Below are 16,412 nucleotides of genomic sequence, written 5' to 3' on the forward strand. Positions count from 1 at the left end.
GGTTTGAGGAAAATGGCACTCACCAGTGGACAGGTTTCGGACATACCATAAGCCGTGAACAGCAGGATGCCTTGATCTACCATCTGTTGTGCCAGTGCCGGCGTCGCGGCACTACCACCGGTCAATAGTTTCCAGCCGCTCATATCGGTCGCTTCAGTCTCATCACAGTTAAGAATCATCTGTAGCACAGTTGGCACACCGTGGGAGAAGGTCACCCCTTCCTCTCGGTATAACCGCAGCAGTTTATTAGGGTCGTAACGGCCGGAATACACCTGTTTAACACCGAGCATGGTGGCGATATAAGGTACGCCCCAGGCATGCACATGGAACATCGGCGTCATCGGCATATAGACATCATCGGAGCGTAGCAGCGGCTGACCGTCAAACGAACCGAGCGTGGTTGCACCGTTTAAGGTGTGCAGCACCAGTTGTCGATGACTGAAATAGACCCCTTTCGGGTTTCCGGTGGTGCCGGTAGTATAGAACAGAGTGGCGACGGAGTTCTCATCAAAATCAGGAAAGTCATACTCATCGGACGCATCGGCGAGCAACGCTTCGTATTCCCCCACCATCTTTAGGCTTGTGGGGGATGGCTGCTGATCATCACTGAGGCGGATATAACCCCGCACACTCGGCAATTGATCGGACAGCTGCTCGGCAATAACATTGAAATCGTCATGCAGTAAGACGAGGTTATCTTCCGCATGATTCATGGTGTAGCCGATCTGATCGACACTCAAACGAATATTCACATGATGCAAAACCGCACCAATCATCGGTACGGCAAAATAACTTTCCAGATAACGGTGGCTGTCCCAGTCCATCACCGCAACCGTGTCCCCCGCTTTAACACCCGCCTCGGTGAGTACGTTTGCTAGCTTGCAGATACGCTTATAGAGGGTGCGGTAGTCATAGCGAATCACATCACTGTAGACGATCTCATTGTCAGGCTGAAAGCGTTTGCCGGATAACAACAGGCTTTTGATTAATAGTGGGAAGTCGTGTGCATTGGCTGCAGGTTTAATTATTTTTGTTTGCATGGATTCACCTTGAGGTTATGAATGTTCTGCAGAGGTTTGATGGACACAAGCCGAGTTTTCAAACCCACTCATCAGATAACAAAATAGCGATCTGTTTAATTCATTGAGACATAAATTACAGCGTTATACCGAAGCAGACAACCGCCATTCATCTTAGGCAAACTTTAAAGCCCTCGATATCCAATCACGGGGTGCTAGGCTGCAACACTCTGTTTGTGCAGGCTCTCCTTTTTATAACGGCAAGTAGAGCAACAAGGCGCTTTAAACTGCCATCAAGTTATGCAACCATGCGCCGGTAACTATTTTAAGGAATCGATGTGGAACTACTTAATCTTGATTGTCAGGGCCATAGCTTGCGGCTTGAAGGCTCAATGGCGGGCTGGCAGCTGCTGTATTGGAACAATACCCCGGTGTCCCGACGCGATGCGGCTGGCGATTTTGATGGTATCAGTGAACACCTATTTGAACTGCAAAATCAGCAGGGTGAAGCGTTGCCCTGTCGATTAGAAACCGAGATACAGTGGGATCCAGTACACATTAGTTACCGTTTTTATATGGGCGATAAACTGGTTACCAGCGGTGAACATGGTCGTGAAGAGATGGAAAAGCAGGTGCCGCAAGGGCCAATACGCCAAGAAAAACGCGCCTTCAGCATTATTGGGCTCGGTGCGTTAGGGCTAAAACTGCTGAAAAGCGCCAAGATCATCAAAGTGGTTATGGCCGGTGCCAGTTTGGCCGCGTATTCTTGGTTTTTTTCCCTGCCCTTTGCACTGGCTCTGATCTTCTGCCTCGTGGTACATGAGTATGGTCATATTCGTGCGATGAAACACTTCGGCATGAAGACCAAAGGAATCTATCTCATTCCATTCGTCGGCGGGCTGGCGCTGAGTGATGCGCGCATTAATACTCGCTGGCAGGATGTCTGCATTTCGATGATGGGGCCATTTTTTGGCTTTGGTTTATCGCTACTCAGTCTAGTGGCTTACTGGGTGACCGGTTCGATGTTTTTTGCCGGATTAAGCGCCTTCAATGCTCTACTAAACCTGTTTAATCTGCTGCCGATTCTGCCATTGGATGGCGGGCACATCCTCAAGAGCATCGCCTTCTCGATGAATTCACTGCTTGGACTACTGCTTTGCGGAGCAGCAGCCGGGGCAGGCATCTGGCTCAGTTATCACTTTGGTTTAGCGCTGCTGGGCTTTTTGTTGATTATTGGTAGCGTCGAGGTGTTTTTTGAGTGGCGTGGACGACATCACAGCCTGCTATTGCCGTTAGACCGGTATGGTCAGGCCGTGTCGGCACTGTGGTATATCCTTACCGTAGGCGGCTTGGTGGCGATCATTTGGTATTTTCACGGCATGGGCGATGCGCTGCTGGGGCTTCCACTTAAGATATTGCAAAGCTAAACTGCGGTATCACTTCCAACAAAGCTGCCAAAAGAGTCGTGTATATGAGCGATAAAATAGTCGATATCAATAGCAAGCGGGATGATCTGCGCCATAAGCGCAAAGAAAAGCAGTTGACGGATATGAAAAACAAGTTTGAAAAAGCGCTGCCCACTGAAGAGCATGACCCGAAAAAGAAACTATTGAACCTCTTTAAAAAGAAACCTAAGAAATAAGCTAAGTAAGCAGCTTAGCCCATCAACCCAAGACAAATCTCGCTGTCTTGGGTTGATGCATCATCTCCCTATCCTTTAAGCCTTTGCAGCCTCGGATTAAAACGTAATAACTGTTAGGCCTTAGCCGGCAGCACAGTGCTGGCAACCTCACCAAAGCCAATACGGGCACCGCCTGGCTGTTGACAGTAACCACGCATCACTACCGTATCACCATCTTCTAAGAACGTACGCTGTTCACCGTTAGGTAAACTAATTGCTTCCTTGCCGCCACGACTCAGTTCTAGCAAAGAGCCACCCTGTGTATGCTCTGGGCCTGATTGTGTGCCCGAACCAAAGAAATCCCCCGGGCGAAGATTACAGCCATTGACAGTGTGATGTGCCACCATCTGCGCCACAGTCCAATAAGAATAGACAAAGTTCGACGCAGATAGCGGTGTCGGCGCTTCATGCTGGTTACGCATCTGTTCAGTTTGTAACAGCACCTCCAACTGAATATCCAAGGCACCTTGCTGTGTGTTTTTTTCTGAGGTTAGATACGGTAGTGGCTGAGGGTCCGCCGCATCGCGCTTAAATTCAGTACGATAAGGCAGCAGCGCTTCATTAGTTACAATCCAAGGAGAGACCGTGGAAGCAAAGTTTTTCGCCAGGAAAGGCCCTAGCGGCTGATATTCCCAAGCCTGAATATCACGGGCAGACCAGTCATTAAACAGACAATACCCGAACACATGCTCATCGGTATCATCGAGTGCAACAGGCTCACCTAACGCATTGCCCTTGCCGATATAGATACCCACTTCTAGCTCATAGTCCAATCGTTTACAGGCATTCAGGCTCGGCGCTTCAGCTTCCGGCGCTTTAGTTTGCCCCTGAGGTCGACGGAAAGTCTGGCCCGATACATCGATCGAAGAGCTACGACCATGATAACCGATCGGCACCCATTTATAGTTCGGTAGTAGTGGGTTATCCGGGCGGAACAGACTGCCCACGCGGGTGGCATGAAATACCGAGGTATAAAAGTCAGTGTAATCGCCGATCTGGCAGGGCAAGCTATACTCTACATCGGCTTGAGCTATCAAACTGTCTGCTAAAGCCCCCTGCTCTGCGGCACCTTCACGCAGCGCCCGAGACAGCGCCAAGCGTAATGCCGACCATACCGGTGCACCCAATGACATAAAGTGGTTTAGGCTTGGCGCAGCACAGGCGGCTGCGCCAAGTGCCGCATCACCTGAGAACAAACCATTAACGGCTGCCAGATCTAATACCTGATCACCAATGGCAACACCCCCACGAAAGGCTTCATTGCTGCCTTTGCGTCTAAACTCGGCAAAAGGTAGGTTTTGAATCGGAAAATCAGCATTGGCGTGATTGGCGGAGCTAACCCAGCTACGTAGATCAGGATGATGCGTTTCATTCAATACAGGCATAGTTCACTCTCAGATATTCTCAGCTATTCTTAATCATCAGAGGCACCGTTACGCAGGCACAACAAAAAGTCTGATGTCATTTTTATTATCTAGCGGTACGGTAACAGAAGCTCGATGAGCTGCAAGGCACTAGGGATAAATACATTATTTCCAATGAGTAAACAATGAGTTAAGATTCCACGAAATGGGGACTTTACCGCCACTAATAACCCTATACTATGCTAGGTTAATAAATCCGAGTGCTTCCTTAGTTTAGGATGGCTCAATCAAACAATGGATGCGCTGGCATCATCCCGAACAAGCGGTATAGCAAGGAAGCGGGAACAAGGATTAAGTCAACATGTCTGAATCACTCGTCACCCTCGATAATATTTGTAGCCTCGAGGTTTTACACGCTAGCCCCACGGATGCTGCGCTCAGTGTGTTACATAGAATGCGTAAATCGGATGTCAGTTCAATGGTGATCATTGATGCTGGAGAACCCTTAGGCATTATCACCGAAAAAGATATCCTCCGACTGGTGAGCATAGGTGATCAAAACCTCGGCCAGATGACCGCCGCTCAAGTCATGACAACACCGGTTAAAACCCTGCCCGGCGATTGCGAATTTCAACAGGCCTATGAACTGATGCAGCGAGAGAGCCTGCGTCATATCGTGGTCATTAATCCGGACGGTAGTCTTAGAGGTATCGCCACCGAAACCGACTTTGTACAGCACCTAGGGTTTGAATATCTTGCCGAAGTAAAACATGTCGATGCCATCATGGAGCGAGTGATCCTGTTTGTCTCCCCTGATGCTAGTTTGCGGCAAGCGTTCGCGCTCATGAATGAAAAGAAGATCAGCAGTATCGTGGTGGGCGAAGGACACCGCGCGGATGGTATCTTAACCGAGCGGGATGTTGTCCGCCTGATCGATGATAAAATTAATCTGAATAACACGCCGGTTAGCCAATATATGAGCAGCCCGGTAGAAACCGTGCGCGCCGATGCTTCATTGTTAGACGCCCGCAAAATGATGCAAGCCAAAAGGGTTCGCCGCTTATTGGTCAGTGATAACAATAACCGTATTGTTGGACTGTTAACCCGCCAGCATTTGGCCGACCGGCTGCAAAATCATTTTATTAAAGTGATGCGTAACGCATTGGAGACCCTCAACCAACAACTGCTGATCAGCAAACATAAAGCGGAACATTATCACGGTTTTTTTGAAAGCTCTCCCTTGGCCTATCAGTCACTGGATGCCTACGGCAACCTGATTGAAGTGAACGCCTGTTGGCGAGCAATGACCGGCTACGACGAAGTCGACGTTGTTGGCGAGCCCTTCAGCAAGCTGCTCGAGGAGGGACAAGAAGAAAAATTTAAACTCGGCTTTGCTCAGTTTAAAGAGGCTGGGCATATCGAAAATGTGCACTATCGGCTGCTAACAAAAAAAGGGAATCGACTCGATATTCAGCTCGATGGTCAGGTTGTTTATGATAACGACCAGCAGTTTTTACAGACCCACTGCTTGCTCACCAATCTGACTGAAAAGCATAAACTCGACTCGCAGCTGGAAATGTTTCGCGAGCTGGTTGACCGCAGTAACGATGCCCTGTTTGTGATTGATGCAAAAACCGCCAAAATAATCGATCTTAATCAGGCCAGTTGTGATTATTTAGGCTATAAACGAGAGCAACTACTGGGCACACCTGTTACTGCTTTCAGCGATCGTCACCAAGATTTTGACAGCTGGAAAGGCATTCTGCAGATTGTTCGATCCAATAAAAAAGGCAGTGTCTTTGAGTCGGTGCATATCACTGCAGATGGACTTAAGGTGCCGGTTGAGATCAGTTCGATTCTGCTCGATGCTAATGGCGAAGAAGTCGTACTGTCGACCGTTCGAGATATAACCGAACGTAAACAAGCGGAACAAAAGTCCCGCCAAGAGAGCGACTTTCTCCAGGCTGTGCTCGATTGCATTGGCGATCCGGTAATGGTTATTGATAACAACTATCAAGTCGTTAAATCAAACCGAGCCGCCAACGATTACTATTACCATTGCCTTCAGCAAGAGGATAAACCCTGTTATGGCAGCGTAAAAAATAGTGATAGCCCCTGCGCGATTTGCCCACTAAAAGATGTGATTACAAGCCGCCACCCCACCACCCGGATACACGAACACCAAATGAAGGACGGCGAAACTCGAATCTTCGAGTTGATGGCCAGTCCACTCTATGACGCTGAAGGAAATGTGACCGGGCTGGTTGAATCCAGTCGGGACATTACCGACCATATAGCCATCCAAAAATCACTGCAGGAAAAAGAGAAAAGTCTCGATTTTCTGGCCCATCACGACCCCTTAACCAAACTGCCTAACAGGCTACTCTTCGGTGATCGATTAAAACAAGCGCTACGGCACGCCAAACGCAGCAAAAAAATGATTGGTCTGTTGTTTATTGATTTAGACGAATTTAAAGAGATTAATGACAGCTTTGGTCATAACCTCGGCGATCAGCTACTGATCAAGGTGTCCGAACGGCTGAAACAGCATGTCCGTGAGTACGACACTATCTCCCGCTTAGGCGGCGATGAGTTCACCATTATTATCGAAGATATTCAACAACCCGAAGATGCCAGTCTGATTGCACAAAACTTGCTGATCGCGTTCAATGAGCCAATCATTTTGGATGAGCAGCAGCTGCATGTCAGTCTTAGTATTGGTATCAGCCTATTCCCTGATGACGCCGACCAGCCGGAAGACCTCATCCGCAATGCCGATACCGCAATGTATCGCGCCAAAGCGGCGGGTAAAAACCGCTATGAGTTTTACACCCAAGAGATGACCGATCAGGCATTTGAGCGGATATTAATGGTTGGTGCGATGCGCAATGCCATCGAACATGAGCAGTTTGTACTGCATTATCAGCCCCAAATTGATATCACGGATAACCGTATTATTGGTGCCGAGGCGCTTATTCGGTGGAAAGACCCACAAATGGGTATCATTCCCCCTGACCGTTTTATCCCCCTCGCCGAAAAAACCGGCATGATTAAGATGATCGACCATTGGGTGTTGGATACGGTGTGTCGCAATATTGTCGAATGGCAAACAGCCGGCTATCAGGTGCCACGAATATCGGTTAACCTGTCCGCGCGTCATTTTGGTAGTAACACGCTGGCGACAGAGGTCGCGGCCATCCTTGAGCGCAATCAATGCAGCAGCGCAATGATCGAGCTGGAAATTACCGAGGGGGTCATTATGAACAACGCTACCCGGGCAGGAAAAGAGCTAAAACAGATCCGTGAGATGGGTATCCGGCTGGCCATCGATGATTTTGGTACCGGCTACTCCTCTCTCAGTTACCTAAAAAAACTCCCGTTGGACCGCCTAAAGATCGATCACTCCTTTATTCGTGATATCCCAGAAGACAGTAATGATAAGGCAATTGCCCGAGCGGTTATCGCACTGTCTAACAGTCTCGGCCTCGAGGTTATCGCCGAAGGCATGGAAACAGAAGAGCAACGGCAGTTCTTAATAGATGAAGGCTGCCGTTACGCCCAGGGATTTTTGTTTAGCAGAGGCGTGCCCGAAGATGAGTTTCTCGCATTACTGAAAAAAACTAGCCTCACGTGAGTAAAGCCCTTAACCTTTTAAACAGTACGATTTGGCGTTCTTTCGGACGCCTCAACCCTTCATCGATGAAACGAACAGATAGGCCTATGAAAACCATATTGATTACCGGATGTTCCAGCGGCATTGGTCACCATGTTGCTATCGGCTTGCGCCAACGGGGTTATCGTGTGATTGCCAGCGCCCGGCAGCAAGAAGATGTTGATCATCTGAAGCAACAAGGCCTCGAAGCCATTCAGCTTGATCTAGAACACTCTGACTCGATTCAACAGGCGATGGATTGGGTTGAAGCCGAAACCGGCGGTGAACTGTTTGCCCTGTTTAATAATGGTGCCTATGGACAACCCGGCGCGATTGAAGATCTCAGCCGAGATGTATTGCGCCAACAGCTCGAAATCAATCTACTTGGCTGGCATGAACTCAATTGCCGAGTACTGCCACTGATGCGTCGCCAAGGCTATGGCCGGATTATTCAAAATAGTTCAGTATTGGGCCTTATCGCCATGCGCTACCGAGGGGCTTACAATACCAGTAAGTTTGCCCTTGAAGGCTATTCCGATACCCTGCGACAAGAACTCACCGGCACCGGTATTTACCTCTCACTGATAGAGCCCGGCCCGGTTAAGAGTCAATTTAGAGCAAACGGCTTAAAGGCCTTCAAGGCGAATATTGATGTCGATGCCAGCCCCTTCCGTAAGACCTACAAGAGAGTATTACAACGGTTAAGCAAGGAAGATACCGGTGATGATCTGTTTACACTCGGGCCAGAGGCGGTGCTAGACAAAGTCATTCATGCGCTGGAAAGCAAACGGCCTAAAGCCCGTTACTATGTTACCTTTCCTACCTACCTATTCGGTTTTTTGCGCCGCATTTTACCTACCCGTATGCTCGATTGGGTATTGATAAAAGCCTCCTCCTTCGAAAACTGAAACCGTCTTTCGGCCCGCTTTCATCGCGGGCCTAACGCTAGCGTCCGGCGACTAACCTTTCACTTTAGCGCAGCTATAAACGCCACCGTAGGCGTCAGACCGGGCGATCAATTTGCTTGGCGTTAGCTCAATGATGGTGGATGATTCTTGATTTTTCTGCGGGATCATACTTTCTAAATTAAGAATACTGTCGAGTTCCGGGTGACTTCTGTTAACCAACTTCAACTCGGTGGACGACAAAATCAACGATCCGTTGATCACTTTCCAAGTTGAACGATTGGACACGCCGTACTCCATTTCGGGAAAGTTAGGCAGTTTAAGTAATAAAGTACCGCTGCCATTGGACTGTCCATTGGCGAGATAATTGATACTGTAGTCTATTTTCATCTGGGTATTGCTATCGGCCATCGCATGCTGGCAATTCCAGTGACCATACAGGTTTTTCTGATTAAACATCATCGCATCGCTGGCTTCCACGACAGCCGAGAGAGACATAATCAATGCACACAGTGGTAAAACGTTTTTATGTCGCATAGGAGCCCTTTGACAGATCGACAGCTTAGGAGTGGCTATTGTGCCCAACCAAGCTTGCTGCCAGCTTAATCGAATCCACCGATGACATCTATTCTTTAACGCACGGTATCACCTTTTTAGCCGAGTACGAGAAAGGCAGCCCGAGGGCTGCCTTAAAGTCGTTAATAAAGGTATTCGAGCGGGATGAATTAGCTAACTAAGCCATTGCGTCCCATGATCTCCTGAATCTCGGGCAGTGATGCCGGATCATCAATGGTTGAAGGCACACTGTAATCTTGGCCATCGGCGATCTGGCGTAGCAATTTACGCAGAATCTTACCGGAGCGAGTTTTCGGCAAACGCTGCACGACAATCGCACGTCTAAAACAAGCGACGGCCCCGATCTCTTTACGCACCATCGCCACCAGTTCAGCCTCAATCTGGGCTTCGTCGGTTTCAACACCATTCTTCAATAACACCAAACCGATTGGCTGTTGTCCTTTGAGAGGATCATTAATGCCAATCACGGCACACTCGGCCACCGATGGATGATCCGCAACGATCTCCTCCATCTCACCGGTCGACAAGCGGTGCCCGGCGACATTAATCACATCATCGGTACGCCCCATAATGAAGACATAGCCATCATCATCTTTATAGCCGCCATCGCCAGAGCAGTAATACCCTGGGAACTCCGACAGATAGCCAGTGCGGAAACGTTCAAAATCACCCCAAACGGTGGGTAAGCAGCTCGGAGGCAACGGCAGTTTAATGGCTATATTGCCCTGCTCGCCATTCGGCAGTTCATTCCCTTCATGATCGAGAATCTGAATATTAAAGCCACTGACCGGCACAGTGGAAGAACCCGGTTTCGGTTCTAGCATCTCAATACCGGTTAGGTTGCCACAGATTGCCCAGCCGGTTTCGGTCTGCCACCAGTGATCGATGACCGGCTTACCGAGGGTTTCTTTAGTCCAGTGATAAGTCGGTGGATCAAGACGCTCGCCAGCCATAAAGACGGTTTCCAACTTACTGAGGTCATAGGCTTTAAGCAGTTCAGAGTCTGGGTCTTCTTTCTTGATAGCACGGAAAGCGGTGGGCGCAGCAAACAAGGCTTTTACGCTATATTCATTACACACACGCCAGAAAGCGCCAGCATCCGGTGTTCTGATCGGTTTGCCTTCATATACCACCGTGGTGCAACCGGCCAGTAGCGGGCCATAAACAATATAGGAGTGTCCGACTACCCAACCAACATCCGACGCTGCCCAGAACACTTCGCCGGGTTCCATGTTGTAGATCGCTTTCATACTGTATTTCAGGGCAACCGCATGGCCACCATTATCACGTACTACCCCTTTCGGCTTACCGGTGGTGCCTGACGTGTAGAGGATATACAGCGGATCCGTCGCTTTAACTGGGGTGCAATCAGCAGGTTCAGCATTTACTACCGCCTCAGCCCAATCAATATCTCGGCCTGCCATCATCTCAGCCTTAACCTGTGGGCGCTGGAAGACAATGCAGCTATCGGGTTTATGAGCCGACTTTTCGATTGCCTCATCTAATAATGGCTTGTAGGCAATGACTTTTTCAATCTCGATACCGCAAGACGATGTAACGACCACCTTAGGTTCGGCATCATCGATCCGCACCGCCAATTCATGGGGCGCAAAACCACCAAACACCACTGAATGAATAGCACCAAGGCGGGCAACCGCCAGCATCGCAATCACAGACTCCGCGATCATCGGCATATAGATGACCACTCGATCACCTTTTCCTACGCCCTGCGCTTTCAGTACGCCGGCAAATTTAGCTACCGCATCGCGCAACTGTGTATAGGTGTAACGCTGCTTAGTATCGGTAACGGGAGAATCATAGATCAACGCATCTTGATCACCGCGACCACTTTCAACATGGTAATCCAGTGCCAGATAAGCTGTGTTCATTTCACCATCGGCAAACCAACGGTCAATACCATTTTCATCCTTGCTCAGGATAGTCTCAGGCGTTTTAAACCACTTAATGGCTTCAGCCTTCTCTGCCCAGAACGCTTCCGGCGTTTCGATCGATTTTCGGTATTCTTCTTTATATGACATAGCACTGACCCTTTGCGGTAACCTTTATTATATGTGTCAGACCGGCAGCACCTGCTAAATATAGACCGATCAAGGTGATGCGCAGGTGTTGACCACTTGAGGCACACTCTAACTGAGATACGGGTAAATGAAACTACTACAAAAGGCTATATTGTCTACGATACAGAAGATAGAAACCGGTAATACGCTGTTTTACGGGTTTTTTATGCCATTAAAAATACTGATCTAAATCAATTGTCGACAATCCTGACGCTGTGATTTAACGAACCTTGCCTCAAAAAAGCCCAAAAAAACCGCCCAAAGGCGGTTTATTGAAAAACAAAACAACATTAACAGCAGCGATATCAATCGCTGCTCTGTACCTTAATGCTGTTTTTAATCCCGGTCATTACATTGCGCTGATAAAGCTCTTCTTGGGTGACCCGATGAGCGTCATTTTCGTTCTTGGCGTTCTCAAAGTAACACAGGGTAGGTTTAAACCCTTCCGCTTCTTGCTCATCGAGTTGTACGTATGAGCAGATAATCAGCAGGTCACCTTTGGAGGCTCGATGTGCCGCCGCTCCATTAACGGAAATAATACCGCTATTGTCTTCGGCGCGAATCGCGTAGGTGGTAAAACGCTCACCATTGTTAATGTTATAGATATGAATCTGTTCGTACTCTTTAATCCCGGAACGCTCAAGCAAAACGCCATCGATGGCACATGAGCCTTCATAATAAAGCTCCGCGTGGGTAGTGGTAACGCGATGCAGCTTAGCTTTTAAGAATGTTTGCAACATAGTATGACCTGAATCTTAAATTGGCCGGATAGTCCGGGCGTACACACAGACTGAAAATTATTTCAGCCTATCCCTGTCGGCGTCTCGTTAAGACGATCGTTACCGACAGCAAACCTAAATGTCTGTGATGACGAGGTCATCTGAATTAAATAACCGTATTTAGTCACTTAATTTAGATACCCGTATGATTAGACAATCCATAGGTAACAATTATATAAAGTTAAGTTATAAATTAACTTACCTATCGGCGATCGCCATTGTACTCGTAATTTTGGAAAAATTAAGACCCTAACCCCACAACGACTCGAGAAATTTAACATTGAGGCTAGCCTACGCCCTTCAATTACCCATCAAAACGATTAACCTCAATGATTTTCATGACGATATGAAGCTAAGTCACCCAAAAGCTAAATAATTCCTATAAAATAGCCGCCTTTACAACAGGTTATAATAGGTTTTTACCGTGGTAGCAGTAATTCAGACAGACAAGACCGAGCAGCTTAAACACGCCATGGCAGAACGCATCCTCGTTCTTGACGGCGGCATGGGCACAATGATTCAGGACCACAAACTGAATGAGGCTGATTTTCGCGGTGACCGCTTTGCTGATTGGAATACCGATCTGCAAGGTAATAATGACCTGTTAGTACTGACCCAACCTAAGATTATTAGCAGTATCCATCGCGCTTATCTTGAAGCGGGCGCGGATATCATTGAGACCAACACCTTTAACGCCACCTCGATTGCGATGGCTGATTACTCAATGGAATCCCTCAGCCATGAGATTAACTTGGTGGCGGCACAGCTAGCCCGCGAAGTGGCGGACCAGATTACCGCAGAAACGCCAGACAGACCTCGCTATGTCGCCGGTGTTTTAGGTCCCACCAACCGAACCTGCTCTATCTCGCCCGATGTTAACGACCCAGGGTTTCGCAATGTCAGCTTCGATCAACTTGTCGAAGCCTATACCGAATCCATCGATGGTTTAGTAAATGGTGGTGCCGATATTATTCTGATCGAAACCATCTTTGACACCCTGAATGCTAAAGCGGCGATCTTCGCCGTTGACCAATATTTTGAAGATCACCAACTGCGTCTACCGGTAATGATCTCCGGCACCATTACCGATGCGTCTGGTCGCACACTCTCTGGCCAAACCACCGAAGCGTTTTGGAACTCGGTTCGCCATATTAAGCCACTGTCTATCGGCCTTAACTGCGCCCTCGGGCCAAAGGAACTGCGCCAATATGTGGAAGAGCTTTCCCGTATTGCCAATACCTATGTGTCTGCTCACCCGAACGCCGGCTTGCCGAACGCCTTTGGTGGCTATGACGAAACGCCAAGGCAGATGGCTGCAGAGATCCGTGAGTGGGCTCAGGCAGGCTTCCTGAACATTATCGGCGGTTGTTGTGGCACCACTCCGGCGCATATCACCGCGATGGGCAAGGCTGCGAATGAATCCGCGCCTCGATCAATCCCCGACATTCCAATTGAATGCCGCCTATCCGGCCTTGAACCGCAAAATATCAATCAAGATACCCTCTTCGTTAACGTGGGTGAACGTACCAACGTCACCGGTTCGGCGATGTTTAAGCGGCTGATTAAAGAAGGCGATTACGAGACAGCCCTTGATGTTGCCCGACAGCAAGTAGAGAACGGCGCCCAAATTATCGATATCAATATGGATGAGGGGATGCTGGATGCCGAAGCCGCGATGGTGCGCTTCCTTACCTTGATTGCCTCCGAACCGGATATCTCTCGTGTGCCGATTATGATCGACTCCTCTAAATGGGAAGTAATCGAAGCCGGCCTGAAATGCATTCAGGGTAAAGGTATCGTTAACTCGATCAGCTTAAAAGAGGGCGAAGAGAAATTTATCTATCAAGCCAACCTACTACGCCGCTATGGTGCAGCGGTAGTGGTAATGGCCTTTGATGAAGACGGCCAAGCCGATACTGAAGAACGGAAAACACAGATCTGCGCCCGCTCTTACAAAGTACTGACCGAGAAAGTCGGTTTCCCGCCGGAAGATATCATCTTCGACCCCAATATCTTTGCCGTTGCGACCGGCATTGATGAGCATAACAACTATGCGGTGGACTTTATCCGTGCCACCGGCTGGATTAAGAAGAACCTGCCCTATGCCATGATCTCCGGCGGCGTATCCAACGTGTCATTTTCTTTCCGGGGTAACAATCCAGTACGTGAAGCGATCCACTGCGTATTCCTCTACCATGCGATTCAGCAAGGTATGGATATGGGGATCGTCAATGCCGGACAGCTGGCCATCTACGATGATCTGCCTGAAGAGCTGCGTGTAGCCGTTGAAGCTGTCATTATGAATACCTCTGACGAGGCTACCGAAAATCTCTTGGAGATTGCCGAGAAATACCGCGGTGATGGTGCCCAAGTCGAAGAAAAAACCCAGGAATGGCGCAGCCTACCCGTTACCGAGCGCCTATCGCACTCCTTGGTTAAAGGGATCGCCGAATATATCGATGAAGATGTTGAAGAGTGCCGGCATCAGTTTGAGCGTCCGATCCAAGTGATTGAAGGCCCATTGATGGACGGTATGGGGGTAGTCGGTGACCTGTTTGGTGCCGGCAAGATGTTTTTGCCTCAGGTAGTCAAATCCGCCCGCGTGATGAAAAAAGCGGTCGCCTACCTGATGCCCTTTATCGAAGCCGAAAAAGCCGGTGCGGCCAGCGAAACCGCCGGTAAAATTTTGATGGCCACGGTAAAAGGTGATGTCCATGATATCGGTAAAAACATTGTGGGTGTGGTACTGCAATGTAATAACTACGAGATTATTGATCTCGGTGTAATGGTGCCCGCTGAAAAAATCCTGCGCACCGCCCGGGAAGAGAATGTCGATATTATTGGCCTCTCCGGCCTAATCACCCCATCTCTCGATGAGATGGTGCACGTCGCCAAAGAGATGGAACGTCAAGGCTTTGATATTCCACTGATGATCGGTGGTGCCACCACCTCAAAAGCTCATACGGCGGTTAAAATCGACAAAGCCTACAAGCGGGATCAGGTGGTGCATGTCACCAATGCCTCCCGTGCGGTTAATGTTGCCAGTACCCTGCTCTCCGCTGACCGTAAGGCCGCCTATGTGAAAGAGATACAGGATGATTACGCCGCGGTTCGGCAACGCTATGCCGACCGTCAGAGTCAGGCACGTCGGGTATCACTGATTCAAGCTCGCTCTAACAAATTCAAAATTGATTGGGCCAGCTATACCCCACCGGTGCCAGCGCAGCTCGGTATTCAGTCATTTGAACATATCGACCTAAACGAGCTACGGGACTATATCGACTGGACCCCCTTCTTCCACTCTTGGGAGCTAGCCGGCCGTTATCCCCGCATTCTTACCGACGAGATTATTGGCGAAGAAGCGACCAAACTGTTCGCCGACGCTCAAGAGATGCTCAACGACATCATCGATAATAAGAAGCTGGAAGCGCGCGCCGTGATTGGCCTATTCCCTGCTAACAGCATCGATCACGATGATATCGAACTTTATACCGATGATAGCCGTTCAGAAGTGCTGATGACCTTGCACCATCTACGTCAGCAGGTCGAAAAAACTGAAGGTAAGGCGAATATGTGCCTAACTGACTTTATCGCGCCAAAAGACAGCGGCAAAGCCGATTACTTCGGCGCCTTCGCCGTCAGCACCGGCTTTGGTGATCAGGTGATGATCGATGCCTATGAAGCGGATCACGATGACTACCACAGCATCATGGTTAAAGCTCTAGCCGACCGTCTAGCCGAAGCCCTTGCTGAATATATGCATGCTCGCATCCGCCGTGAGTTCTGGGGCTATGCCGCCGATGAAACGCTGGATAACGACGCCTTGATTAGAGAAAAATATCAAGGGATTCGCCCAGCCCCAGGCTATCCCGCCTGCCCTGAACATACCGAAAAAGCACGGCTGTGGGAGCTATTAGACGTTGAAAACCGTATCGGCATGACCATCACCGACAGTTTTGCCATGCTACCCACCTCATCCGTGAGTGGCTGGTATTTCAGCCACCCCGAATCGCAGTATTTTGGCGTCGCTAAAATCGGTGAAGATCAGTTGGAATCCTATGCCAAACGTACCGGCATGGAAAAAACCGAAGCTGAGCGTTGGTTATCCCCTAACCTCGGCTATGAGCCAGACGACAGCTAAAACCGAGCACCATACCCTCCTTATCGCCCCTAGAAGGGGCTCCTACAATTAGCCTTAACACAGCGCTAAATGCTCATACAGGAGCCGCCTCTGGCGGCGATATGTCTAGCCTAAGGCACCCAACCCTTCTGTAGGTGGCGCTCCCTCACGCCGACAACCTTCAATCGCGACGAGACGTCGTTCGCTACATTGGATTCTTTCGAGTATCTATTTTCCT

At 49.1% G+C, this 16,412-nt stretch carries 10 protein-coding genes; 5 read left to right on the plus strand and 5 right to left on the minus strand.

Annotation, left to right across the window (positions count from 1 at the left end; all coding sequences use genetic code 11):
• Positions 1–1,040: AMP-binding protein (locus ACN0T0_RS03380; RefSeq protein ID WP_417223287.1), on the minus strand; the 1,040-nt coding region annotated here is incomplete at its 3' end.
• A 317-nt stretch (positions 1,041–1,357) separates the two neighbouring features.
• On the opposite strand from ACN0T0_RS03380, the gene ACN0T0_RS03385 reads away from it, so the two are divergent.
• Positions 1,358–2,446 (plus strand): site-2 protease family protein, encoded by a 1,089-nt coding sequence (locus ACN0T0_RS03385; RefSeq protein WP_417223290.1) that lies wholly within the window; start codon positions 1,358–1,360, stop codon positions 2,444–2,446.
• A 44-nt stretch (positions 2,447–2,490) separates the two neighbouring features.
• Positions 2,491–2,661 carry a hypothetical protein gene (locus tag ACN0T0_RS03390; RefSeq protein WP_417223292.1) on the plus strand — a complete coding sequence of 57 codons (171 nt, stop codon included), beginning with the start codon at positions 2,491–2,493 and terminating at the stop codon, positions 2,659–2,661.
• A gap of 113 nt (positions 2,662–2,774) precedes the next feature.
• Here the strand turns inward: ACN0T0_RS03390 and fahA are convergent, their stop codons facing one another.
• Positions 2,775–4,085, minus strand: coding sequence for a fumarylacetoacetase (gene fahA / locus ACN0T0_RS03395; protein WP_417223295.1), 1,311 nt, complete (start codon positions 4,083–4,085; stop codon positions 2,775–2,777).
• A gap of 340 nt (positions 4,086–4,425) precedes the next feature.
• On the opposite strand from fahA, the gene ACN0T0_RS03400 reads away from it, so the two are divergent.
• Entirely contained in the window at positions 4,426–7,698 is a 3,273-nt protein-coding gene (locus ACN0T0_RS03400) for an EAL domain-containing protein (RefSeq protein ID WP_417223298.1), read from the plus strand.
• Positions 7,699–7,784: 86 nt separating this feature from the next.
• Positions 7,785–8,624, plus strand: coding sequence for an SDR family oxidoreductase (locus ACN0T0_RS03405; protein ID WP_417223300.1), 840 nt, complete (start codon positions 7,785–7,787; stop codon positions 8,622–8,624).
• Between the two features lie 51 nt (positions 8,625–8,675).
• On the opposite strand, the gene ACN0T0_RS03410 is transcribed toward ACN0T0_RS03405, so the two are convergent.
• The 3 genes from ACN0T0_RS03410 to panD form a co-directional block, all read right to left on the minus strand.
• The gene (locus ACN0T0_RS03410; protein WP_417223303.1) at positions 8,676–9,158 is read right to left on the minus strand and encodes a hypothetical protein; all 483 of its coding nucleotides are present in this window, start codon (positions 9,156–9,158) and stop codon (positions 8,676–8,678) included.
• Positions 9,159–9,346: 188 nt separating this feature from the next.
• Entirely contained in the window at positions 9,347–11,236 is a 1,890-nt protein-coding gene (locus ACN0T0_RS03415; protein WP_417223306.1) for a propionyl-CoA synthetase, read from the minus strand.
• A gap of 344 nt (positions 11,237–11,580) precedes the next feature.
• The gene (gene panD / locus ACN0T0_RS03420; RefSeq protein WP_417223309.1) at positions 11,581–12,015 is read right to left on the minus strand and encodes an aspartate 1-decarboxylase; all 435 of its coding nucleotides are present in this window, start codon (positions 12,013–12,015) and stop codon (positions 11,581–11,583) included.
• Positions 12,016–12,478: 463 nt separating this feature from the next.
• On the opposite strand from panD, the gene metH reads away from it, so the two are divergent.
• Positions 12,479–16,195 carry a methionine synthase gene (metH, locus tag ACN0T0_RS03425; protein ID WP_417223311.1) on the plus strand — a complete coding sequence of 1,239 codons (3,717 nt, stop codon included), beginning with the start codon at positions 12,479–12,481 and terminating at the stop codon, positions 16,193–16,195.
• Positions 16,196–16,412 lie beyond the last annotated feature (217 nt).

This window comes from Amphritea sp. (assembly GCF_048266285.1).
Taxonomy (GTDB): domain Bacteria; phylum Pseudomonadota; class Gammaproteobacteria; order Pseudomonadales; family Balneatricaceae; genus Amphritea.

What these genes read in the sequence shown, in the direction of transcription:
- ACN0T0_RS03405 (WP_417223300.1), top strand. Translation starts at nt 7,785, where the DNA reads ATGAAAACCATATTGATTACCGGATGTTCCAGCGGCATTGGTCACCAT.
- panD (WP_417223309.1), bottom strand. Translation starts at nt 12,015, where the DNA reads ATGTTGCAAACATTCTTAAAAGCTAAGCTGCATCGCGTTACCACTACC.
- fahA (WP_417223295.1), bottom strand. Translation starts at nt 4,085, where the DNA reads ATGCCTGTATTGAATGAAACGCATCATCCTGATCTACGTAGCTGGGTT.
- ACN0T0_RS03390 (WP_417223292.1), top strand. Translation starts at nt 2,491, where the DNA reads ATGAGCGATAAAATAGTCGATATCAATAGCAAGCGGGATGATCTGCGC.
- ACN0T0_RS03400 (WP_417223298.1), top strand. Translation starts at nt 4,426, where the DNA reads ATGTCTGAATCACTCGTCACCCTCGATAATATTTGTAGCCTCGAGGTT.
- ACN0T0_RS03410 (WP_417223303.1), bottom strand. Translation starts at nt 9,158, where the DNA reads ATGCGACATAAAAACGTTTTACCACTGTGTGCATTGATTATGTCTCTC.
- ACN0T0_RS03415 (WP_417223306.1), bottom strand. Translation starts at nt 11,236, where the DNA reads ATGTCATATAAAGAAGAATACCGAAAATCGATCGAAACGCCGGAAGCG.